Raw genomic sequence first — 22047 nt, 5'->3', positions numbered from 1 at the left:
CCGCCTGGGGCGTGCGCAACGGCGCGCTGACGCTCTTCGCGATGATCCTGCTCGCGGCGCTCGGCGCCGGCGCCTGGCAGCAGCTTGGCCGTGCCGAGGATCCCTCCTTCACGCTGAAGGTCATGGTGGTCAGCGCCGCCTGGCCGGGCGCGACGGCAGAGGAGATGCAGGCGCAGGTCGCCGACCGCATCGAGAGCCGGCTGCAGGACCTGCCGCATCTGGGATCGCGTCGAGACCTTCGTCCGCCCGGGCATCGCCACCACCACCGTCGTGCTGCGCGACACCACGCCGCCGCGGGAGGTGCAGAACCTCTGGTACCAGGTACGCAAGAAGGTCGGCGACATCGTGCCGAACCTGCCCGCCGGGGTGCGCGGCCCCTTCTTCAACGACGAGTATTCCGACGTCTATTCCGCCGTCCTCGCGCTGACCGGCGCCGACAATGCCGAGCTGGTCCGCCAGGCCGAGCAGATCCGGCTTCGCCTGCTGCGCGTCCCCGGCATCGAGAAGGTCGCGATCCAGGGCGAGATCGAGCAGCGGATCCATGTCGAGGTCAGCCACGCCCGCCTCGCCACGCTCGGCATCCAGGCTTCGGCAATCATCGAGGCGTTGGCGCGGCACAACGCGATCCAGCCCGTCGGCGTGGTGGAGACCGGCACGACGCGCGTGCATCTGCGGCTGGAGAACGCGCTGGATGGCGTCGCGGCCGTGCGCGCGGTGCCGATCGCAGCCCCCGATGGCGGCACGCTGCGCCTCGGCGCCATCGCCGAGGTCAGCCGCGGGCCGGCCGATCCGCCCTCCGCGGCGGTGTTCCACGAAGGCCGCCCCGCCGTGCTGGTCTCGGTCGCCAAGCAGCGCGGCTTCGACGTGCTGGCGCTGGGTGAGAGCCTGGAGGCCGAGCTGGCCGCCATCCGGCGCGACCTGCCGCTCGGGCTGGAGCTGGAGGCGATCTCCGACCAGCCGCGCATCGTCGCGGCAAGTGTCAGCGAGTTCCTCACCAAATTCGCCGCTGCGCTGGGCGTGGTGCTGCTGGTTTCGCTCGCCTCGCTCGGGCTGCGCGCCGGGCTGATCGTGGCGCTGTCGGTGCCGTTGACGCTCTCGGCCGTGTTCATCTTCATGCTGTGGTGGGGGATGGAGCTGGAGCGGATCTCCCTCGGCGCCCTGATCCTCGCCCTCGGCCTGCTGGTGGACGACGCCATTATCGCCATCGAGGCGATGGCGGTGAAGCTGGAGGAAGGCTGGGACCGCGCGCGCGCCGCCGCCTTCGCCTGGGGCAGCACCGCGGGGCCGATGCTGTCCGGCACGCTGGTGACGGTGGCGGGCTTCATCCCGGTGGGCTTCGCCAACTCCACCTCCGGCGAGTATGCGGGCGGCATCTTCTGGGTGGTCGGCGCGGCGCTGATCGCCTCCTGGCTGGTGGCGGTGTGGTTCACCCCCTGGCTCGGCGTGAAGCTGCTGCCGACGCCGAAGCGGGTGACGCATCACGAACACCTTTACGACGGCCGGGGCTACCGCGCGCTGCGCCGGCTGGTGGCCTGGTGCACCGACCATCGCGCCATCGTGCTGCTGGCGACCCTGGCCGTGCTCGGCGCGGGCTTCGCCGGCATGGCGATGACGAAGAAGCAGTTCTTCCCCACCTCCGCGCGGCTCGAATTGCTGGTGGATGTGAACCTGCGCGCCGGCGCCGGCTTCGAGGCCACGCGCGCCGCGGTCGAGCGCATCGCGGCCGAGATCGCCGATGACGCGGACGCGACCACCCACACCGCCTATGTCGGCGCCGGCGCGCCGCGCTTCTTCCTCGCCCTCAACCCGGACCTGCCGAACGAGGCCTTCGGCAAGCTGGTGATCCAGTCCCGCGACGTGCCCGCACGCGAAAGGCTGCGGGAGAAGCTGGTCGCCTTCGCCGCATCGGGCGCCGTGCCGGAGGCGCGCATCCGCGTCTCGCGCCTGGATTTCGGCCCGCCGGTCGGCTTCCCCGTGCAATTCCGCGTGATGGGCGGCAGCCCCGACCAGCTGCGCCAAGCCGCCGACCAAGTGATGGCGGAGCTGCGCCAGGTGCCCGGCACGCGCGACGTGCAACTCGCCTGGGGCGAGCGCGCGCCCGCCATGCGCCTGGTGCTCGACGAGGAGCGCATTGCGCAGCTCGGCCTCTCGCCGCAGGCGGTGGCGCAATCCATGGGCTCGCTGCTCTCCGGCACCACCGCCACGCGCATCCGCGAGGGCGAGCGGCTGGTGGATGTGGTGCTGCGCGCACCGGCGGCGGAGCGCGGCGCGCTCGATGCGCTGGGCGACCTGACCATCGTCACCCCTTCCGGCGCGGTGCCGCTGGCGCAGCTCGCGCGGCTGGAGCCGACGATGGAGGAGCCGATCCTCTGGCGCCGCAACCGCGAGCCCTTCCTGACCGTGCGCGCCGAGATCGCGCCCGGCCTGCAGGCGCCCGATGTCACCGCCGCCGCCCTGCCGCGCATGGAAGCGCTGGCTGCGGACCTGCCGGTCGGCATGCGCATCGAGGCCGGCGGCGCGGCGGAGGAATCGGCCAAGGCCAATGCCAGCCTCTTCGCGCTGTTCCCGGCGATGATCGCGGTGATGCTGCTGATCCTGATGGTGCAGCTGCGCCATTTCGGCCGCACCGCGCTGGTGGTGGCGACCGCGCCGCTGGGCATCCCGGGCGCCGCGGCGGCGCTGCTGCTGATGGACATGCCCTTCGGCTTCGTCGCGCTGCTCGGCGTGATCGCGCTGGCGGGGATGGTGATGCGCAACACGCTGATCCTGGTGGACCAGGTGCGCCAGGACACCGAGGCGGGGATGGAGCTGCGCGAGGCGATCATCGAGAGCACGGTGCGCCGCGCACGGCCGGTGGTGCTGACAGCGTTGGCCGCCATCTTCGCCTTCGTGCCGCTGACGCTCTCGGTCTTCTGGGGGCCGATGGCGGTGGCGATGATCGGCGGCCTGGCGGTGGCGACGCTGGCGACGCTGCTGGTGGTGCCGGCGCTCAATGCGCTCGCGCTCGGCCGGCAGCGCGGCGGGTCGCCCGCGACGGTGCCGCTGCCCGCGCCGCGCGCCGCCGAGCACCACGCGGCGTAGAGCCGATTGACGCCTTCGGGCGATGCCGCCCCGCGGCGATCTGCGCTGGCCCGGTTCAGCGGGAGGCGGCCGCCTCCCCCGCCGCATGCAGCAGCGCCTCGGCGCGCGCGACGAGTTCGCGTGCGTCGAGCGGCTTGCGCAGCAGGGCGAAGGGGCCGTCACGCACCACCTCGGCCAGCGCCGCCTGCGCGGCGGCGCCGTCCCCCATCAGGCCGGTGAGCAGCACGGTGGGCAGGCCCGGACGGCGCCGCCGCATCTCGCGGATCAGCGCCAGCCCGCTCATCCCCGGCATGGACAGGTCGGTGACCAGCAGGTCGGGCTGCAGCGCGCCGATGTCCAGGGCATGCAGCGCGGCGGCACCGTCCGCCACCTCCAGCACCTGCCAGCCACGCTCGGTCAGTTCCGCGCCGAGCGTCTCCCGCACCAGCGCCTCGTCATCCACCAGCAGCACGCGCGGGGCGCCATCCACTCGCGCCGGCGCCGCCTGGGCGCCACCTGCCACGACGCCCGCCGCCGCGCCCGCACCGCGCGGCAGCCACAGCGTCACGGTGGTGCCGCGCCCCTCCTCGCTGTCGATCGCCAGGCCGCCGCCCGACTGCTCGGCAAAGCCCTTCGCCATGGCGAGTCCGAGCCCGGTGCCACGGCCCGGCGGCTTGGTGGTGAAGAACGGCTCGGTCGCGCGCGCCAGCGTCGCGGCATCCATCCCCGCCCCGGTATCGGCGACGGCCAGCCGCAGATAGGCGCCGGGCGCCAGCCCAGCCGGATGGGCCATGCCCGGAGCGACACGATCCTCGGCGGCCGCCAGGGTCAGCACGCCGCCGTCGCGGCCGGCCATCGCATCCCGCGCATTGGTGGCAAGGTTGAGCAGCACGGTCTCCAGCTGGCCCTTGTCGGCGCGCAGCGGCGGCAGCGAGCCGGCGATCGCCGTCCGCACCTCCACGGACGCGCCGAGCGTGTGGCCCAGCACCGCCTTCAGGTCATCGAGCATCGCCGCAGCATCCACGTCCGCCGCGCGCAACTCGCCCTGGCGGGCGAAGGCCAGCAGCCGCCGTGCCACCGAGGCGCCGCGCTCGGTCGCCTCAAGCACCATGGCAGCGAGCCGGCGCACCTGCTCGGCATCGTCCGGGCGCCGGCCGATCAGCCGCGCACCGCTGGCCGCCGCCTGCAGCACGTTGTTGACGTCGTGCGCGATGCCGCCGGCGAGCTGGCCCAGCGCCTCCATCCGCTGCGCCTGCCGCACGCGGATCTCGGCCGCCTCGCGCCCCGCGGTCTCGCGCTTCAGGTCGTCGAGCGCATGGCGCAGCCGCACGGTGGCGGCACGCTCGGCCAGCGCGCGGCGCATCGCCAGCCAGGAGACCAGCAGCAGAAGCCCGGCGGCCGCCGCGGCGACCCCGCCGTAGAGCCGCAGATTCGCGTACCAGCGGCCGAGCACGGCGGCCCTCTGCACGCCGAAGCCGACGTAGAGCGGGTAGTCGCCCACCTTGCGATAGGCATAGATCCGCGCCGCGCCGTCGATGGTGGAGACGGCGCTGTAGACGCCACCGGACGGCTGCACTGCGATGGCACGCAGCAGCGGGCTGTCGGGACCCAGCCGGTCCGGGCCACCCGCGGGCTCCCGCGCCAGCACCGCACCGTCGCTGCGGAGCAGTGCCGCGGCATGCGCCATCGGCGGTGCCGCCTCGGCGAAGAAGCGGCTGAAATATTCGGGGCTCAACGCGATGTGGATGGTGCCGTCGAAAGCGCCGTCCGGCGTGGTCAGCGGCCGGCTGAGGGCGAAGCTCGCCACCCCCGTGGCGCGCCCGCGGAAGGCGGCCGAGACGTGCGGGCCGGGATCGCCCTCGGCATGCACGCGGAAGAACTCGCGGCCATCGATCCGCATCCCGGGGTCCCAGGGCCGACTGCCGGCGCGCACCACGCCATTGCGATCCGCCACCCACATGGACACCGCCTGCTCCAGCGGCGCCTGCAGCTCCGCGAGGAAGGCGCTGGTTTCCGGCGCCGCGATCTGCTCCCAGGAGAGGCCGCGCAACCGGTCGTGCAGCCGGGCGAGCGCCAGTTCCTGCGTCTCGAACACCTTGCGGGCGTGTTCGTGCAGGATGGCGGCCGTGCGCACCACGGTATCCTCGCCCTCGCGCAGCACGTCCGCGCGATTCTGCATGGCGGCGAAGGCGAACAGCGCGGCGGGCACCAACACGGAGACGGCGATCAGCACGGCGTGCAGCCGCGGCGCGGAGACGTTCCAGAATCGCTGCTTGAAGTTCATGTCGTGCGACGTTTGACCTTCACTCGTCGAAATCCCCTGCAAGCCCAGCCGCGCTCCCTTTGCCGTGAGCAATCTTGGCTCCCTTCGCCGTTTGAGGAATGGTGCCTGTGCTGACAATCGCGCGACGGTGGTAGCCGCGGATCATGCACAACCGCACAGCCATCCGCCCCAAGCGGCTGACGTCAGGCCACGCCCATCGCCATCCCGTCGCGCTGCGGATCGGCGCCGCCCTCCGGCACGCCCTCCCACAGCGCGATGCCGTGCGGCGCGGCGAAGGGGTAGGAGTGGAAGGCCCGCTTCACCTGGTGGCCCATCCGCTCCAGCTCCCGCTGCACCGCATGCGGAATGCGGTTGGCAATGTCGATGGCCGGCGTGGTGGCGGAGAAGCGCGGCGCCAGCACCGCCTCCTGCATGCCCATGCCGAACTCCAGAAGGTTCAGCAGCACCTGGATCAGCGCCACGCCGATCCACGCCCCGCCCGGCGCGCCGAGCGTCGCAACCGGTTTCGTGCCGTCGAACACGATGCAGGGCGCCATCGAGGAAAAGCGCTTCTTGCCCGGCGCGATCGAGCCCGGACGGCCCGGCCGCGGATCGTACCAGTTCATCGCGCCGTTCAGCATGAAGCCGGTCCCCGGCGGGATCACGCCGGAGGGCACGCCGAGCGTATGGGTCAGCGTCGCCACCATGCCGTCGGCGTCCACCACGGAGATGGTGGTGGTGTCGCGCGGCTCGCCGGCCGCGGCCATCGGCCGCGCGCGTTCGCCGCGGCGGATGCGCGCCGCGACCTCCCCGGCATAGGCATCTGACAGCAGGCGCTCGAGCGGCGGCGGATGGAAGGCCGGGTCGCCGATATGCGCCTCCCGGTCGGCCAGCGCCACGCGCATCGCCTCGCTGACAGTGTGGATGTAGGTGGGGCTGTTGTGGCCCATCGCGGCGAGGTCGAAATGGCCGAGGATGCGCAGCGCCTCCGCCACCACGATGCCGCCCGAGGGCGGGGCGGGGAGTGCCACGGTGAGGCCGCGGAAGGGGATGCGCATCGGTGCGCCCTCCGCCACGCGGAAGCCCGCCAGGTCGGCGCGGGTCAGCAGGCCGCCATGCGCCGCCATGTCGGCCGCGATGCGCGCGGCAATGTCGCCCTCGTGGAAGGCCGCCGCGCCCCCCGCGGCCACATCGCGCAGGCTCGCGGCGAGGTCCGGGTTGCGCACCAGGTCGCCCGGCCGCTTCGGCGTGCCATCCTCGCGCAGGTACAGCGCGCGGCCATCGGCGGTGAAGCCCAGCTTCTCGGCGAAGGAGACGCGGCCATAAGCGGCCTCGTTGGCGGTGAACATGGCGTGGACATGCGGCCGCACGATCCAGCCCTGCTCCGCGAAGCCGATCGCGGTGTCGAACAGGCCCCTCCAGGGCCTCCGGCCCCAGCGGCGATGCGCCAGGTCGAGCAGGCGCAGGATGCCCGGCGTGGTGACGGCACCATGCCCGATCTCGTTGAGCGCGCCCTCCAGCCGGTAGCCATAGCCATCCGTGCATTCGCCGAGGTAGCGATCGGCCCACATCGTCGGCGTCGCGGCGGCGGGACAGGTGGACAGCGCATCGAGCACCACCGTCTCGCCGCTCTGCGGATCGTGCAGCTGCAGCACGCCGAGGCCCGCCAGGCCGCACATCATCGGGTCCACCACGCCCTGGGTGAAGGCGCAGGCGAGCAGCGCATCCACGGCCGAGCCGCCAGCCGCCAGCACCGCCGCGCCGGCTTCCACCGCCTCGGGCTGCGGCGCGACGATCATGGCGCGCGGGGTCGGCAGTCGGCGGGCGGGGCGAGGCATGCGCGGCGTCTCCATGGGCCGGCGAACCTAGACGGGCGGGCGACGGCCGGGCAGAGGGGACCGCATCACCCCAGGAGATCCCCCATGCCGCACGCCGCCCCCGCCGGCTTCCAGCACGGCGTCACCCTCGCCGCCGCCCGCACGATCGTCGATGCCACGCTTTCCAAGGGCCGCGAGATGGGCCTGGCGCCGCTCACCGTGGTGGTGCTGGACGCCGCCGGCCAGCTCAAGGCAGCGCTGCGCGAGGACGGGGCCAGCCTGGCGCGGGTGGATATCGCCTGGGGCAAGGCCAATGGCTGCCTTGCAATGGGCTTCGGCGCGCGGGAGCTGGCGCGGCGCGCCCAGTCCATGGGTCCCTTCATGAACGCCCTCTCCGACCTCACCGGCGGCCGCGCCGTGCCGGTCCCGGGCGGGGTGCTGGTGAAGGACGGGGCGGGCGCAGTGCTGGGCGCGGTCGGCGTCTCCGGCGATCTTTCGGACAAGGACGAGACCTGCGCGGTCGCCGGCATCCGCGCCGCCGGGCTGCTGGCCGACACCGGCGACGCACCGGCCTGATCCCGCCCGCCCGCATGGTCTTGTGCGGGCAGGCGAAACGGTGTCTCCGTGGCTCCACCCCAAGGGGAGCCCAAGGGGGGAGACGGAGACATCCATGCTGCGCATCCATGGCACCGCGAAAAGCCGCGCCTTCCGCTGCATCTGGGCGGCGGAGGAAGCGGGGCTGCCCTATGAGCACGTCCCCGTCGCCTTCGGGCCGCAGATGAAGGCGGAGCTCGCCGCGGTGAACCCGAACGGCAAGATCCCGGCCATGCAGGACGGTGCGCTGACGCTGTTCGAGAGCCTGGCGATCAACCTGCACATCGCCGCCAAGGCCGGGGCGCCCTTGATGCCGTCGGGCGACGATGCCTCCCGCGTGCTGCAATGGACGCTCTGGGCCGCCACCGAGGTGGAGCCCGCGATCATGCAATGGGCCTACAACACCTATATCCGCCCTGCCGAGCAGCGCGATCCCGCACTGGCGAAGGCCGGCGCCGCCGAGGCCGCAGCGCGGCTCGCGGTGCTGGAAGGCCATCTGGCCGCGAACGGCCCCTGGCTGCTCGGCCGCGACTTCACCGTGGCGGACTGCAACCTGGCCGGCGTGCTCTACGGCTCCTGGCTCAACGGCTTCGACTATGGCCGCTTGCCGAAGGTGAAGGCCTGGCTCGATGCCTGCTTCGACCGCCCGGCGGCGCTGAAGGCGCGGAAGCTGCGGGAAGGCTGAGCAGCCTGCCGGGCGGCGTGTGGCACGCCGCCCGGCCTGGCCTCAGCGCCAGTTCAACTGCGAGATGCTGCAGGTGTTCAACTGCCGCCGCTCCGCGGCGCGGCCATCCATGTAGACGACACGGACATCCACCAGGCAGGTGACACCGGCCGGCAGGCTGACCTGCAGCCGCTGCCCGGGCTGCAGCACATTCGCCCCCAGCCGGTCATTGCCCCAGGTGCTCTGCGTCGCCAGCGAGACATAGACCTCGCGGATCGTCAGGCCGGTCTGGTTGGCCAGCCAGAAGGACGGATTGCCCGCCACGCCGGGCGAGACCACCGCCCCCGCACCACCGCCGACCCGCGCCCCGGCGCCCGCGCCGCCGCGCCCGAAGACGATCTGCGAGATGCCGCAGGCATTCACCTGCCGCCGCTCCTCGTCGCCGCCGCCCTGGTAGGTGACGCGCACATCGAGGACGCAATCCCCGAAGTTCGGCGTCACCCACACCCGCCGCCCGGACGGCAACACGCCGGTGCCCAGGATGTCCGGCCCCCAGTTCGAGACGCGGGAGGAGGAAACGTAGGCGCGCTCGATCACCCGCCCGGTCTCGTTGACCAGCCAGAAGCGGTTCTGCGCCTGCGCCGCCGCCGGGACGAATCCTCCTAGGAGCCCGGCCAGCAGGGCCAGGGCGACAAGCAAGTGGCGACGCATGCGGGAATCTCCTCCGAATCTGCAACGTTGCGGGCGGAGCCTACCAGTCAATTCCTGGAGAGCGAGTGAAAGCGCCTTAATGTCATGCAACGCGATTGTCCGTTGCGATTCCGATCGTCACTCTGTCCCGGAAATCACAGGGACGTGATATGAGCGATCGGGCGGAAGAAGCGGGCGAGTTGCGGCGGCTGTCGGCTGCGGTGGTGGAACTCCGCGCAGAGCTGATGGTCACCCAGGCGGCGCTCGCCGCCGCCATGGCGGAGATCGCGCGCCAGGCGCCGGAGCCGCGGCCGGTGCTGGCGGACGCGGTCTCCCGGCTGCTCGGCTTCGCCGATGCCGCCGCCGCCGGCCTGCGCGGCCAGCCACTGGTGCGGCCGGACGCCCCCACCACCGCCGCGCTGCGCATGGCGGACTGGGCCGAGGGCCTGCTGCCGGCAGGCCAACCGCCCGCCGGCGGCCCCTTCCCGCGCTGACCTCGCCCAGGGCCGAGCCGGATGGATCGCAACCGCGTGGCGCAGGCGCATCAACGGCGGGTGGCATGCTGCAGCGCGGCGACAGCGCGGTGGCGCGCCAGCGGGTCAGGCTGCTAGGCTTCCAACCCATGTACGCACTCGTCCCCCCCCGCCGTGCGCTGCTGCTCGCCGCGGCCCTGCTCTCGGCCTGCGGCGCGGCGGGTTCGCCCGCCCCGTCCGGCGCGCCGACCGCCGCAGCGGACCGTCCCGGCTTGTTCGGCACCTATCTCTCCGGCCGCTTCGCCCAGTCGCAATCCGACACCGTCGTGGCCGCCGATCGCCTGCTGGAGGCGCTGCGCCACGACCCCGAACAGCCGGAGCTGATCGCCCGCACCTTCGTCGCCGCCTTGCTGGACGGCCGGCCGGAGGCGCTGCGCCTCGCCCGCCGCCTGCCGGACAACCAAGCCGCCGCGCTGCTGCTGGTCGGCGCCGAGGCGCAGGCCGGCCGCTGGGATCGCGCCGAGCAGCGCATCCGCACGCTGCCGCGCCAGGGCCCCTCGGCCCTGCTCGGGCCGCTGATGCTGGGCTGGACCCTGCACGCCAAGGGCCAGACCGACCAAGCGGTCGCCCTGCTGCGGCCACTGGCCGAGGGCGGCCGGCTGCGCAGCATCCATGCGCTGCACTTGGCGCTGATCCTCGACCTCGCCGGCCGCGGCGCGGAGGCCGAACGCTACGCCCGCATGGCGCTGGCGGAATCGCCGGACGCCTCGCTCCGCCTGCTGCAACTCGCCGGCGGCATCCTCACCCGCAACGGCCATGCGGAGGAGGCGGAGCGGCTGCTGGACGGGATGAGCCGCGGCGCCGGCGACCTCGCCCTGGCCGTGGCGACCGAGGCGGACCGCCGCGCCCTGCTCGCCGCGCGCGGCGTCGCCTCCGCCGTGGAAGGCATGGCGGAGGCGGAACTCGCCCTCGCCGCCGCGCTGCGTGGCCAGGGCGGCGGCGATTCGGCGCTGCTGCTCGCCCGCCTGGCGCTGCGGCTGCGCCCGGATTTCACCCCGGTCCTGCTGCTGGTCGCCGAGCACTATATCGATGAGAGCCACCAGGAAGCCGCGCTCGCCGTGCTCGACAAGGTTCCCTCCGGCGATCCGCTGGCCCGCGTGGCGGCCCTGCGCCGCGCGACGCTGCTCGACCGCATGAACCGGGTGGACGAGGCGGAAGCCGCCTATCGCCGGCTCGGCGCCGAGCTGCCGGCCGCGCCGCAGCCCTTCGCCCGGCTCGGCGACATGCTGCGCCAGCGCAGCCGCTTCGCCGAGGCCGCCGCCGCCTACGACACCGCCGTTTCGCGCTCCGGCGCGCTGGGCTCCGACGACTGGCCGCTGCTCTACGCCCGCGCCATCGCCAATGAGCGCTCCGGCAACTGGCCGCGCGCCGAGGCGGATTTCCAGAAGGCGCTCGAGCTCGCGCCCGAGCAGCCCTATGTCATGAACTATCTCGCCTACACCTGGGTCGAGATGGGCAAGAACCTCCCCGAGGCGCGCCGCATGCTGGAGCGTGCGGTGGAACTCCGCCCCAACGACGGCAACATCGTGGACAGCCTCGGCTGGGCGCTGTTCAAGCTCGGCGACGTCCCGGGCGCGGTGCGCTGGCTGGAACGCGCGGTGGAGCTGGAGCCCCGCAACAGCGTGATCAACGACCATCTGGGCGACGCGTACTGGGTCGCCGGGCGGCAGCGGGAAGCGGAGTTCCAGTGGCGGCGCGCATTGCGGCTGGAACCCGAGGCGGGCGACATCCCGAAGATCGAGGCGAAGCTGCGCGAAGGGCTGGCAACGCCGCCGGCGGCGACGGCACAGCGGAATGACTGAAGGACGCAGGGGCGCCGCCCCTGCAACCCCGCCAAGGGCCTGAGGCCCTTGGAACCCCACCGCGAAGACGCTCCGGCCAAGGTCAATCTGTACCTGCGCGTCACCGGCCGGCGCGACGACGGCTACCACACGCTCGACAGCCTGGCGGTCTTCGCGGGGGCGCATGACCGCATCGCCGCGACGGCGCATGGGCGGCTGACTCTCACGGTGAACGGCCCTGAAGCGGCCGCGCTGGCCGGCGAGGCCGACAATTTGGTGCTGCGCGCGGCCCGCGCCCTCGCGGCCGCCACCGGCACCCGGGACGGCGCGGCGCTGACGCTGCAAAAACACCTGCCGGTCGCCTCGGGCATCGGCGGCGGCTCGGCCGATGCGGCGGCGGCGCTCCGCACGCTCGATGCGCTGTGGGGCACGCGCCTCGGCGCGGCGGGGCTGCGGACGATCGCCGCCGGTCTCGGCGCCGACGTGCCCGTCTGCGTCGAGAGCCGGCCGGTCCGCATGCAGGGCATCGGCGACGTGCTGTCAGCCCCGCCCGTCCTGCCAAGCTTCGGGTTGCTGCTGGCCAACCCCCGCATCGCGCTGCCGACACCGGCGGTGTTTCGCGCCCGCAGCGGCGCCTTCTCGGCGCCGGCGGAGATGCCTGCGCGGCTGCCCGACGCGGCGGCGCTCGCAGCCTGGCTCCGGCCGCTTGGCAACGACCTGCAGGCGGCGGCGATTGCACTGTGTCCGCCGGCGGCAGAGGTGCTGGCGGCGATCGGCGCGCAGCCGGGCTGCCTGCTGGCACGGATGAGCGGTTCCGGCGCCACCTGCTTCGGGATCTTCCCGACGGAGGCGGCGGCGGAATTGGCGGCCGGCGCCCTGCCGGCCGCCTGGTGGCGCTGGGGGGGTGCGCCGGCTCTCAGGACCACACGCGGCCGAGGTGAAAATCGGCAGCGGCGGTTCGGCTCGGCAGTTCGATGATCCGCCAGGGCCCCAGCGACGGCGACCCTGGCGGAGCCCCGTTCAGGCGGCGAAAACGAGATCCTGCGAGCCGAAGTTCAGCGCGAAGGTCGCGTCGTAGATGTCGGCCGACCCCAGCGGCAAGGTGCCGCCGGCCTGGAACAGCGGACCGATCGTCACCTCGTCCGAGCCGAGATCCACGTCGAACAAGCCGAGGTCAAGACTGAGATCGTAGCCGGCCACGAGCTTCAGGATCGTGAAGAGGTAGCCGACATTGAAGCCGAGGTCCGTGTTGTTGGTGAGGGACACGTCGGGGTCGAGCGTGAGGGTGAAGTCCACGTCGCCGTCGTTGTTGCCCGCAGCGTCCACATCGCTGGCGTCGAGCACCGTCACGTCGTTGCCGAAGATGAAATTCTGCGACGTGCCGTCCTCGAAGTGCAGCGTGCCAGGCAGGCCCTGCACCGCCATGTCGAAGGCCTGAAGGAAGTTCAGCCCGCCAAAGAGGTCCAGGTCGATCAGGTCGAGGTTGGCATAGACGGCGCCGCCCAGGATGCTGAAGTTCAACTCGAACAGGCTCGGAAGGCCGAAGAGCCCGAAAGCGAACTGGTCCACGTCGAGGTTGAGCTGGAAGAAGTTGTTGCTCGCACCCGACGCCTCGTAGACGTTCGTGTTGTCGCTCGTCGTGTCGAGCTGTGGCCAGGCGATGCTCGCAGTCAGGCCGGGTATCGGCAGGTCGAATTCCAGGGCTATCTCGTCGCTGGTGACGTCGAGGATGTTGGCTGTGTTGTTGCTGCCGAGCGTGATGTCGATCGGGAACCAGTCATCCGCGGGGCTCGGCAGATCGAGGCCCGCCTTGGCGCGCAGGTAGTAGTTGAAGATGAAGTCGAGTACGTAGCTGCCTTCCGGCCCTTCCGTCGTGAATCCACCGCCCGTCAGCGCCGCGCTGGAGCCGATCACCAGCATGTCGGTGGTCTTGTTGTAGTTGGTGTCGATGGTGATGTCGTAGGGCAGGTTGGCGTCGATCTCGCCGCCCTCGAAGCGGAAGTTGGACTGGAAACCCGCCTTCAGCGCCGCATCGAACTCGTAGGTGATGAAGCCGCTGCCCGATACGGCGGCCGGATCCACGTCCACACCGATGAACCTGTTGTCCTCCAGCACATACTGATCGCCGGCCTGCCAGATGCTCTGGTCAGTGGCGAGGAACGTCGGATCGAAGCTATTGCTGTTGTACTCGTAGACGATGTCGAGGCTGACCGTGTTGCTCTCCTCGTCGCCGTTCGAGGTCTCCTTCGACCAGGCGGTGATGTCGAGCGTGTAGCTCGTGTCCTGGTCGAGCGGTACGGTGATCAGGAAGTCCTGCACGATCTGGTCCGGCTCGGTGCCCGGGTTGAAGGCGCCCGGCACGATGGTGCCGGCCGGCAGGCCGCCATCCACGCTCAGCAGGATGCGGTCGATGAATTCCGAGCTGTCGGCGTCGTTCTGCGTCGCGGTGACGCGCACGATGATCTCGTTCACGGCGGCGCCGGCAATCACCTCGTAGCTCAGCAGCGGCACGTCCGCCACGGCGGCCATGGTCAGCGTCACCTCGGCGAAGTCGGTGCCGCCGTTGTTGTCGGTGATGCAGTAGATGAAGCTGTCGTCGCCCGCATAGTCGAGGTCGGGCGTGTAGAGGATGGCATCGCCGGGATCGAGGTCGGCGTCGTCGCCGTCCACGATCTGCACCGTGCCGTGCAGCGGGCCGCCATCGAACCCGGTGATGGTCAGCGTGTCGCCATCGGCGTCGGTGTCGTTGGCCAGCACATGCAGCAGGATGCCCTGTGGCGTCTTGGAGGGATCGCCGAGGCCGGAGGCGCCGTCCTCGAAGAGGTCGGGGTAGCTGTCGTCCACGGCATCCGGCGCCGCCGGCGCGATCACGGTCAGCTTCGCGGACCCCTCACGCGGGCCGTCCGGTGCGCCGATGCTGGTCAGCCTTGCGCCGAACTCCATCTGCGCGATGTCGTCGAGGGTGAGGTCACCGTCCGCATTGGTCAGCGTGAAGGTGGCGGTCTGGATGTCGTCCTTGCCGATGCCCTGCGTGCCGAACTCCAGCCCGGCATCGAAGGGCTTGGCCTTGCCACGCATGTTGGCGCCGTTGCCGAGGTCGATGACGTCGTGGGTGTCGAAGTCGGTCACCTTGTCGCCCTCACTGACCGTCAGGCCCGTCAGCTGGCTGTCATCGGCGACGTTGAAGAACAGGCCCCGGAGGTCCGCCGTGAGCGTCGGTGTGGACAACACCGTGACGGTGAACACGAGGGAGCCGTTCTGCTCCTCGACATAGACCTCGACGTCCGGCGCGCTGCCGTTGCCGGGAATGGTGAACTTGATGCTGCGCACACACGTCATGTCCGGTCTCCCGCTCTTGCCGCCGGCGCCCCCGCGCATCGCGCGTTGTAACAGCGACGGTCGGAACGGAAGGATGTGTCGAAACGTTCCGATGTGGAACTACTGATTCCTTACATATCCGCTACATTTCAGATCTGTTTCGTCTTTGAAACCTGTGTTTCGTGTGCGTCGCGCAAAGACTTCGCGTGTTTCGCGAGTGAGACACGAGAAGGCGTGCGTAACCCGCTGATGGGGCAAGAACCCGCATCCCCTATGGAGGCGCGCAGCCGCGGCGGCTGCCGGCTGGTGGCGCTGGCCGGGAAATCGGCCGACGCGGAAGCCAAATCAGTTGCTTCGTCTCAGGCGCGCAAGTTTATTGGACATTTCCGCGTCTTGGTTGAATTCTTCGTGCGTCGCATGATCGGAGCATCCTGGATGGGAACCGACCATGAATCTGACGACGCTCGGCTTCGCCGTGCTGGCGAATGCCGTGTACTTCGACAATCAGCCCGAGGTGGGCGGCTTCGCGCGACACCTGCTCCGTCGCGAGGATGCCTGCGGCTTCCATGCCGCGCTCTACGTCCGCCAGGCCGAGAAAGGCGCCGAGTTCATCCTCAGCTTCGCCGGCTCCGAGCTCACCGAGGGCGCGGTGGACTGGCAGGCCGATCTCGGATTCGGCGGCAGCAGGGTCGAGGCCGGGCTGAAGGTGCTCGGGGCGATTTCCCCGATCGGCTACGTCGCCGCGAACATGGCGAATGCGCGGGCCAAGACGCTGTTCCTGTCGCAGAAGAACAACGCGCTCTCCTTCGCGACCCTGGCGCGCACCATGGCCAGGGGCCGGCCCTTGTGCATCACCGGCCATTCGCTGGGCGGTGGCTTGGCGCAGATGGCAGCTGCCTTCTCCGGGCTGCCGGCGGTCACCTTCTCGGCACCGGCCGTCACCGGCGTGGACGGGGTCCGGGCCGCCTTCGTCAGGCAGCGGCCGAAGATCGTGAACTTCCGAATCGCCAACGACCCGGTGAACGTGTCGGAGCTGGCCGGTGAGCGCATCGGCCATACGGTGACGCTGATGAGCCCGCGCAACGTCGCCAAGGCGCACCTGATGGGCGACACCATCGCCGAGCTGATGCCGCAAGGGCAGTTCGCCAGGACCGGATCGCGCCAGCCCTTCACGATCGCCGAGGCCACGGTGAACAGCTGACCGGCGACAGCCCCGGCCGGCCGCCGCTCAGCGGCCGAGCCAGGCCTTCAGCCGTGCCGGCGCCTGCGCCATCGCCTCTTCCGGCCCGCAATAGCTGAAGCGGAGGAAGCGCGCGCCACGCTCGCGGTCGAAATCCACGCCGGCGGAGGCGGCGATGCCGGCGCCTTCCAGCATGCGCGCGCAGAAATCCAGGCTGTCATTCGTCAGGTGCCCGACATCGCACCAGAGATAGAAGGCGCCATCCGCCTGCGCGATGCTGTCGAACCCCGCGCCCGGCAGCCCGGCCAGCAGCGCGGCGCGGGACCGCGCATACCGTGCCTTGTTCGCCTCCAGCTCCTCGATGCAGTCGAAGGCGGCCTCGGCGGCGACCTGCGCCACATGCGGCGCGCTGATGAACAGGTTCTGCGCCAGGCACTCCACCGGGCGCACCAGATCCTCCGGCAGCACCAGCCAGCCGATCCGCCAGCCGGTCATGCTGAAATACTTGCTGAAGCTGTTCACCACGATGGCGCTGTCGCTGAACGCGGCCGCGGTGCTCTCCGCCACCGCGCCATAGGAAAGGCCGTGATAGATCTCGTCGGAGACCAGCCGCACGCCCTTGGCATGGCACCAGCGCGCGATCGCGGAAAGTTCCTCGGGCGGCAGCATGGTGCCGGCGGGGTTGCAGGGGCTCGCCACGATCAGCCCGGCCGGCAGGGGATCCAGCTTCTCCAGCATCGCCAGCGTCGGCTGGAATCGCGTGGAGGCATCGCAGGGCAGCAGCTGCGGCACCATGCCGAGCGCCGCCAGGATGTTCGCATAGGGCGGGTAGAAGGGGGCCGCCATCGCCACCCGGTCGCCGACGTCGAAGGCGGCGAGGAAGGCGAGGGGGAAGGCCCCGGAGGCCCCGACCGTTACCGCGATGCGCGCGGCCGGCACCGCCACGCGATACTTGTCCGCGTAATGCCGCGCGATGCGGGCGCGCAGCGATGCGAGGCCGAAGGCTTCCGTGTAGCCCATCGGCGCGCCCACCTGCAGCGCCCGGATGGCCGCCTCCGCCGCGCCCCGCGGCGCGCCGGTGCCGGGCTGGCCGACCTCCATGCGCAGGATACCGGGCGCGCCGGGCGGCAGGCTCGCCGCACGCGCATTCGCGGCGGCGATCACATCCATCACCAGGAAGGGCGGCGCCTCCGCCCCGCGGCCGACCTTCAGCGCCATGGGCGTGCCCCGCCGCTCACCGATCCATGGCACCGACCGCCAGCCCGCCCCCGCGCGGATCGGCCGCCGCCGTGCAGCCTTCCGGTTGCCCAGGCAGGTAGCGCGTGCAGCCAACCGCCACCGCGCGGCCCGGCTCGGGCACGCCCGCCAGCGCCGCGCTCGCCGCCTGCCCGCGCAGCATCGCCGCAAGCGCCGCCGCCGCCGCCGCCGGCGCGGCCGCCTGGCCGCTCCCCGCCGCCGCCGCGCGGAAGGCGCGCAGGCTGTCATTGTGGGCGATGCCCGCGGCATAGAGCGGCGGCCGCACCTCGCCGAGACCCGGCGCGGCGGCCAGCAGCACGCCGGTGCCCGGCGCCACCCGGCCGGTGCCGAACAGGTTGTTCATCGTGAAGGCGCAGGACACCGCCATCCCGTCCCGGTCCAGCACGACGAGCGCGGTCGAGGCGGGCAGCGCCGCCGCCTGCGGCACCGGTGCCGCCCCCCCGGCCATCGCCGCCTGGAATGCCGCCGCGGTTTCCTGCCCACCGGGCACCGAGGCCGGCAGGAAGGAGGCGGTATCGTTGCCCACCCGGACCTGCAGCGGTGCGAGCACCTGCGGCACCGAGGCACGCAACTCGCCGGCCGTCAGCCCACCGCCGGCCGGCACGGAGGTCTCCTCCAGCCGCCGTGCCAGGCCGCCCTGGTGCAGGTCACCCACGCCGGCCGTGCGCAGGATGGCGAGCGTCGCGCTGAGATCGGTCTGCACAATGCGCTCGCCCACCGCCGGCGGCCGCCCGCCCGGCCCCGCGAAGGCCGCCGCCGCCCAGGGGTCGGCGAACAGGGGGCCCGAGACCGCCGCCAGGTCGGCGGCGAAGGCGCGGCTGACCTCGGTGCCGAGCCGCGCCGCCTGCTCGGCAGGCACCAGCAATTCCTCGAAGGGGCGTCGCCCGGCGCGGGCATGCAGCGCGAACAGGCCGCGCGCCAGCATCGGCACCGCCGCCGGCCGGTCGGCCCCGGCCGGCACCGCTTCCCGTGCGCCGGGGGGGAACACCACCGCCTCCGCCTCGTTGCGGCGCGGATGGAACAGCAGGCAGGCGCCGCCACCGCCGAGCCCGGCGCGGGAGGGCAGCGTGACCGCCATGGTGAAACCGGCTGCGACCGCCGCATCCGCCGCCGTCCCGCCGGCCGAGAGCACGTTGCGGGCGACCAGCGCCGCACGCGGCTCCTCCGCCGCGACATGGCCGAGGAAGCCGCGGACGAAGCCTTCCTGCCCCGCCTCGACCGTCGGCCCGCCCCCGGCCGCGCTGCCGATGGCCGAGCCGACGGCGCCCAGCGTGCCGCAGCCGGGCAGCGCCAGCAGCGCCAGGGCCAAGGCCGGGGCTGCCTTGCTACGGCCAGTGCCTCTGCAACGTAGGGTCACGCCACCGTATCCGGGGTTCGCCCGGCCGCCGGAATTGCCTAGGGTGGAGATCATGCGCCGCCCAACGGCCTGCCGCTGGCCCTCCCCCACCGCGCTGCTCTCCATGCTGCTCGCCCTCGCCATGCTCGGCGCCGCGCTGCCGGGCTGGCCGACCCCCGCCGCGGCGCAGGTTTCACCCCAGCGTATCGTCACCATCCGGGACGCGGAGACGGAGAACCTCATCCGTCGCCTGTCCCATCCCCTGTTCCGCACCGCCGGACTCGATCCGGCGCTGGTGCGCATCACGCTGATCCAGAACCGGGCCATAAACGCCTTCGTCAGCACGGGCAACCGCATGTTCCTCCACACCGGGCTGATCCAGCAGGCGCGCTCCGCCGGCGAGGTGGCCGGCGTGCTGGCGCATGAGACCGGCCATATCGCCGGCGGCCACCTGGCCCGCCTGCCGGACGAGATGCGCAACGCCATGCTGCGCTCGCTCGCCACCATGCTGCTGGCCGGCGCGGCGGCGGCGGCCTCCGGCGATTCCGGCGCGATGGCCGCCGGCATGCTGGGCGGCCAGGCGCTGGCGATGGGCCAGTTCTTCGCCTTCACCCGCGGCCAGGAACAGGCGGCCGACCAGGCGGCGCTGACCTATCTCGACCGGCTCGGCTGGTCGCCGCGGGGCATGGAGCGGTTGCTGGAACGGCTGCTGGACCAGGAACTTCTCGCCGTCGGCCGGCAGGACCCGTATTTCCGCACCCATCCGCTTTCGCGTGACCGGCTGGAATTCGTCCGCGAGCAGATGAGCCGCGCCCGCCACGCCGACGCCCCCCTGCCCGCCCGGCTGGAGCAGGACTTCGCCATGGTGCGCGCCAAGCTCGACGGCTTCATCGAGGCGCCGGCCACCACTTGGCGCCGCTATCCGGAGAGCGACAGCTCCGCCCCCGCCCGCTATGCCCGCGCGATCGCGCAGTTCCGCTCCGGCCGGATCGCCGATGCGCTGGCCATCCTGGAGACGCTGCTGCGCGAGGACCCGTCGAACCCCTGGCTGCTGGAGATGAAGGGCCAGATCCTGTTCGAGGGCCACCGCCCGACCGAGGCGCTGGCCCCCTATGCCGCCGCCGCCCGGCTGGCGCCGCAGGAAGGGCTGATCCGCCTCAGCCATGCCCGCGTGCTGATCGAGCTCGGCCAGCCCGCCCAGCTGCGCCAGGCCGTGACGGAGCTGGAGGCGGCGCTGCGCACCGAGCGGGAGAGCGCCTTCGCCTGGCGCCAGATGGCGATCGCCCGCGGCCGGCTCGGCGAGCTGCCGCTCGCCGACCTCGCCCTGGCGGAGGAAGCGCTGATCCGCGGCGATCCCCGCACCGCCCGCACGCTGGCGCAGCGCGCCGAGGCCGTGCTGCCCGCCGGCCCGCTGCGCCTGCGCGCGCAGGACATCGCCAATGCCGCCGCGCCGGAGAACCAGCCCGTGCGCTCCCGCCGGTGAGGAGAATCGCCTTGCAGAGCCTGACCAGGTGCCTCGCGCTCCGCGCGGCCATGTACCTCGCGCCACTTGCGCTCGCGCTGCCGCTCGCCGCCCCCGCCGCCGCGCAGGGCCTCACCGAGGCACAGCGTGCCGAGGTCGTCGAGATCCTGCGCCGCGCCCTGCGCGAGGACCCCTCGATCCTGCGCGACGCGCTGACCGGCCTCGAGGCCGCGGAGCGGACCGCCCGCGCGGATGCGCAGCGCACCGCCCTCTCGCGCCATGCCGAGGCGCTGTTCCGCGACCCCGCCGACCCGGCGCGCGGCAACCCGCAGGGCGATGTGGTGATCGTGGAGTTCTTCGATGCCCGCTGCGGCTATTGCAAGCAGATGCACCCCGCGATGGAGGCGCTGCTGCGGCGCGATGCGAATGTGCGCGTGGTGATGAAGGACCTGCCGATCCTCGGCCCGACGAGCGTGGTCGCCTCCCGCGCGCTGCTCGCCGCCCAGCGCCAGGGGCGCTACCCGCAATTCCAGGATGCGCTGCTGACGCTGCGCGTGGAGCCGACCGAGGCGGTGCTGCGCCAGCAGGCGGAACGTGCCGGCCTCGACTGGGCCAGGCTGCGCCGCGACATGGAGGATCCCGCGATCGCCCGCCGCATCGAGGCGAATATCCGCCTCGCCCAGGCGCTCGGCGTCGAGGGCACGCCGGCGCTGGTGATCGCCGGCGCGGCGGGTGCCGGCAGCCCCACCCTGGTGCCCGGCGCGGTGGACCTGCCGGCGCTGGAGCGGCTGGTGGCCCAGGCGCGCGCCGCGCGCTGAACCCAGGGGCGCGCGCCGCGCGCTGAACCCACCCCGCGCCCCGCTCGGCCCGCCCGGTTTGCCACCTCGGCGCCTGCGTATAGACTGCCATGCGCACGGGAGTGGTCATGGGATCGGGGGCAAGGAGACAGGTCGGGGAGATGCGCGCGCAGCGGCCGCTGCGGGCATGCCGCGTCCCCCGGCGCCTTGCGGCGCCTGTGGCCTGAAACATGGACCACCGCGCGACAGCCATGCCGCTGCCGATCCCGCCGCGCCTGGAGATACGGCTGCCATTGCCCGATCTCGCGCCCTGGCGCGCGGGCAATACCGGGATCGAGGGCGTGTGGAGCTTCGCGGCGGCAGAGGCCGGGCCGCACCTGCTGATCACCGCGCTGGTGCACGGCAACGAGATCGCCGGCGCGCTGCTGCTGACGCGCTGGCTGCGCGATGCTGTCCGGCCCCGACGCGGCACGCTCTCGCTCTGCTTCGCCAACCTCGCCGCCTTCGACCGCTTCGACCCCGCCGACCCGACGGCAAGCCGCTTCCTCGACGAGGACCTGAACCGGCTCTGGGCCGACCATCTGCTGGCCGGGCATCGCCGCTCCGCCGAGCTCGACCGCGCGCGCGCGCTGCTGCCGCTGGTGCGGCAGGCCGATGTGCTGCTCGACCTGCATTCGATGCTGTGGCCCTCCGACCCGCTGTTCATCGCCGGCCCCGGCCGGGCGGCGCGCGAGCTGGCGCGCGCGGTCGGCACGCCGCCGGTGGTGGTCTGCGACGAAGGCCATGCGGCGGGCATGCGGCTGATCGACCATGCGCATTTCCAGGATGGCGCCACCGCCCTGCTGGTCGAGGCCGGATCCCACTGGCAGCCGGAGACGCTGGTGCAGATGGAGCAGACCGCCGCCCGCGTGCTGCGCCGCCTCGGCATGGCGCAGGACGGCGCGAGCCTGCCTCCCGACACGAAGCTGCCGCCGGGGCGCATCGCGCGGGTGACGCGCACGGTGACGGCGCAGAGCACCGACTTCGCCTTCCTGCGTGGCTTCCGCGGCGGCGAGGTGGTGCCCCGGCGCAACACGCTGATCGCGCTCGACGGCGAACAGGAGCTGCGCACCCCGCATGACGAGTGCCTGCTGGTGATGCCGAGCCCCCGCGCGATGCGCGGCCACACCGCCGTGCGGCTGGCCAGGTTCGAGGACTAGAGCGGCGTGCCGAAATGCTGGTGCATTTCGGCCTTCAAACGCCAGCGCCGCTCCGCGGCTCGGCTTCGCCGCACTGGCGGCGGCGGCCATTCGGCC

At 72.4% G+C, this 22047-nt stretch carries 16 protein-coding genes; 10 read left to right on the top strand and 6 right to left on the bottom strand.

What is annotated here, in order from left to right:
* The first annotated feature begins 270 nt into the window (after window positions 1–270).
* On the top strand, window positions 271–3081 hold the full coding sequence (locus ACESM1_RS07645) for an efflux RND transporter permease subunit (RefSeq protein ID WP_372619108.1): 2811 nt from the start codon (window positions 271–273) through the stop codon (window positions 3079–3081).
* A 55-nt stretch (window positions 3082–3136) separates the two neighbouring features.
* Here ACESM1_RS07645 and ACESM1_RS07640 read toward each other — a convergent pair whose 3' ends face one another.
* Together ACESM1_RS07640 and ACESM1_RS07635 are read right to left on the bottom strand one after the other, a co-directional pair.
* Window positions 3137–5344, bottom strand: coding sequence for a response regulator (locus ACESM1_RS07640; RefSeq protein ID WP_372619107.1), 2208 nt, complete (start codon window positions 5342–5344; stop codon window positions 3137–3139).
* Between the two features lie 182 nt (window positions 5345–5526).
* Complete coding sequence (locus ACESM1_RS07635) at window positions 5527–7161, bottom strand: gamma-glutamyltransferase family protein (protein ID WP_372619106.1); 1635 nt, start codon at window positions 7159–7161, stop codon at window positions 5527–5529.
* Window positions 7162–7245: 84 nt separating this feature from the next.
* Between ACESM1_RS07635 and ACESM1_RS07630 the strand changes: the two genes are divergently transcribed.
* Window positions 7246–7716 (top strand): GlcG/HbpS family heme-binding protein, encoded by a 471-nt coding sequence (locus ACESM1_RS07630; RefSeq protein WP_372619105.1) that lies wholly within the window; start codon window positions 7246–7248, stop codon window positions 7714–7716.
* Window positions 7717–7810: 94 nt separating this feature from the next.
* A complete protein-coding gene (locus tag ACESM1_RS07625) occupies window positions 7811–8419 on the top strand; it encodes a glutathione S-transferase family protein (protein ID WP_372619104.1) in 609 nt (202 codons plus the stop codon).
* 42 nt (window positions 8420–8461) lie between these two features.
* Here the strand turns inward: ACESM1_RS07625 and ACESM1_RS07620 are convergent, their stop codons facing one another.
* Window positions 8462–9109 carry a Tat pathway signal protein gene (locus tag ACESM1_RS07620; RefSeq protein WP_372619103.1) on the bottom strand — a complete coding sequence of 216 codons (648 nt, stop codon included), beginning with the start codon at window positions 9107–9109 and terminating at the stop codon, window positions 8462–8464.
* A 149-nt stretch (window positions 9110–9258) separates the two neighbouring features.
* Here ACESM1_RS07620 and ACESM1_RS07615 point away from each other — a divergent pair, with 149 nt between their 5' ends.
* The 3 genes from ACESM1_RS07615 (at window position 9259) to ACESM1_RS07605 (ending at window position 12380) form a co-directional block, all read left to right on the top strand.
* Window positions 9259–9582 carry a hypothetical protein gene (locus ACESM1_RS07615; RefSeq protein ID WP_372619102.1) on the top strand — a complete coding sequence of 108 codons (324 nt, stop codon included), beginning with the start codon at window positions 9259–9261 and terminating at the stop codon, window positions 9580–9582.
* A gap of 128 nt (window positions 9583–9710) precedes the next feature.
* On the top strand, window positions 9711–11423 hold the full coding sequence (locus ACESM1_RS07610; protein WP_372619101.1) for a tetratricopeptide repeat protein: 1713 nt from the start codon (window positions 9711–9713) through the stop codon (window positions 11421–11423).
* 48 nt (window positions 11424–11471) lie between these two features.
* Window positions 11472–12380: a 4-(cytidine 5'-diphospho)-2-C-methyl-D-erythritol kinase gene (locus ACESM1_RS07605; protein WP_372619100.1), complete on the top strand. Its 909-nt coding sequence runs from the start codon at window positions 11472–11474 to the stop codon at window positions 12378–12380.
* 42 nt (window positions 12381–12422) lie between these two features.
* Here the strand turns inward: ACESM1_RS07605 and ACESM1_RS07600 are convergent, their stop codons facing one another.
* A complete protein-coding gene (locus ACESM1_RS07600) occupies window positions 12423–14741 on the bottom strand; it encodes an Ig-like domain-containing protein (RefSeq protein WP_372619099.1) in 2319 nt (772 codons plus the stop codon).
* A 427-nt stretch (window positions 14742–15168) separates the two neighbouring features.
* Here ACESM1_RS07600 and ACESM1_RS07595 point away from each other — a divergent pair, with 427 nt between their 5' ends.
* A complete protein-coding gene (locus ACESM1_RS07595) occupies window positions 15169–15921 on the top strand; it encodes a lipase family protein (RefSeq protein WP_372619098.1) in 753 nt (250 codons plus the stop codon).
* Window positions 15922–15948: 27 nt separating this feature from the next.
* Here ACESM1_RS07595 and ACESM1_RS07590 read toward each other — a convergent pair whose 3' ends face one another.
* Both ACESM1_RS07590 and ACESM1_RS07585 read right to left on the bottom strand, forming a co-directional pair.
* Complete coding sequence (locus ACESM1_RS07590; RefSeq protein ID WP_372619097.1) at window positions 15949–17118, bottom strand: pyridoxal phosphate-dependent aminotransferase; 1170 nt, start codon at window positions 17116–17118, stop codon at window positions 15949–15951.
* 16 nt (window positions 17119–17134) lie between these two features.
* Window positions 17135–18466 carry a gamma-glutamyltransferase gene (locus tag ACESM1_RS07585; RefSeq protein WP_372619096.1) on the bottom strand — a complete coding sequence of 444 codons (1332 nt, stop codon included), beginning with the start codon at window positions 18464–18466 and terminating at the stop codon, window positions 17135–17137.
* A gap of 100 nt (window positions 18467–18566) precedes the next feature.
* On the opposite strand from ACESM1_RS07585, the gene ACESM1_RS07580 reads away from it, so the two are divergent.
* The 3 genes from ACESM1_RS07580 (at window position 18567) to ACESM1_RS07570 (ending at window position 21951) form a co-directional block, all read left to right on the top strand.
* The gene (locus ACESM1_RS07580; protein ID WP_372619095.1) at window positions 18567–19976 is read left to right on the top strand and encodes a M48 family metalloprotease; all 1410 of its coding nucleotides are present in this window, start codon (window positions 18567–18569) and stop codon (window positions 19974–19976) included.
* Window positions 19977–19987: 11 nt separating this feature from the next.
* On the top strand, window positions 19988–20773 hold the full coding sequence (locus tag ACESM1_RS07575) for a DsbA family protein (protein ID WP_372619094.1): 786 nt from the start codon (window positions 19988–19990) through the stop codon (window positions 20771–20773).
* 230 nt (window positions 20774–21003) lie between these two features.
* Complete coding sequence (locus ACESM1_RS07570) at window positions 21004–21951, top strand: succinylglutamate desuccinylase/aspartoacylase family protein (RefSeq protein ID WP_372619093.1); 948 nt, start codon at window positions 21004–21006, stop codon at window positions 21949–21951.
* The last annotated feature ends 96 nt before the right edge of the window (window positions 21952–22047 follow it).

Source organism: Falsiroseomonas sp. (genome assembly GCF_041690465.1).
In the GTDB taxonomy this organism is placed as follows: Bacteria; Pseudomonadota; Alphaproteobacteria; order Acetobacterales; family Acetobacteraceae; genus Falsiroseomonas.
The sequence above is the reverse complement of the archived record's forward strand: the minus strand, read 5'-3'. Positions and strand labels throughout refer to the sequence as shown.

Coding starts and splice junctions, on each gene's coding strand:
- ACESM1_RS07640 (WP_372619107.1), bottom strand. CDS start 5,344: ATGAACTTCAAGCAGCGATTCTGGAACGTCTCCGCGCCGCGGCTGCAC.
- ACESM1_RS07635 (WP_372619106.1), bottom strand. CDS start 7,161: ATGCCTCGCCCCGCCCGCCGACTGCCGACCCCGCGCGCCATGATCGTC.
- ACESM1_RS07630 (WP_372619105.1), top strand. CDS start 7,246: ATGCCGCACGCCGCCCCCGCCGGCTTCCAGCACGGCGTCACCCTCGCC.
- ACESM1_RS07625 (WP_372619104.1), top strand. CDS start 7,811: ATGCTGCGCATCCATGGCACCGCGAAAAGCCGCGCCTTCCGCTGCATC.
- ACESM1_RS07620 (WP_372619103.1), bottom strand. CDS start 9,109: ATGCGTCGCCACTTGCTTGTCGCCCTGGCCCTGCTGGCCGGGCTCCTA.
- ACESM1_RS07615 (WP_372619102.1), top strand. CDS start 9,259: ATGAGCGATCGGGCGGAAGAAGCGGGCGAGTTGCGGCGGCTGTCGGCT.
- ACESM1_RS07610 (WP_372619101.1), top strand. CDS start 9,711: ATGTACGCACTCGTCCCCCCCCGCCGTGCGCTGCTGCTCGCCGCGGCC.
- ACESM1_RS07600 (WP_372619099.1), bottom strand. CDS start 14,741: ATGACGTGTGTGCGCAGCATCAAGTTCACCATTCCCGGCAACGGCAGC.
- ACESM1_RS07595 (WP_372619098.1), top strand. CDS start 15,169: ATGAATCTGACGACGCTCGGCTTCGCCGTGCTGGCGAATGCCGTGTAC.
- ACESM1_RS07590 (WP_372619097.1), bottom strand. CDS start 17,118: ATGGCGCTGAAGGTCGGCCGCGGGGCGGAGGCGCCGCCCTTCCTGGTG.
- ACESM1_RS07580 (WP_372619095.1), top strand. CDS start 18,567: ATGCGCCGCCCAACGGCCTGCCGCTGGCCCTCCCCCACCGCGCTGCTC.
- ACESM1_RS07570 (WP_372619093.1), top strand. CDS start 21,004: ATGCCGCTGCCGATCCCGCCGCGCCTGGAGATACGGCTGCCATTGCCC.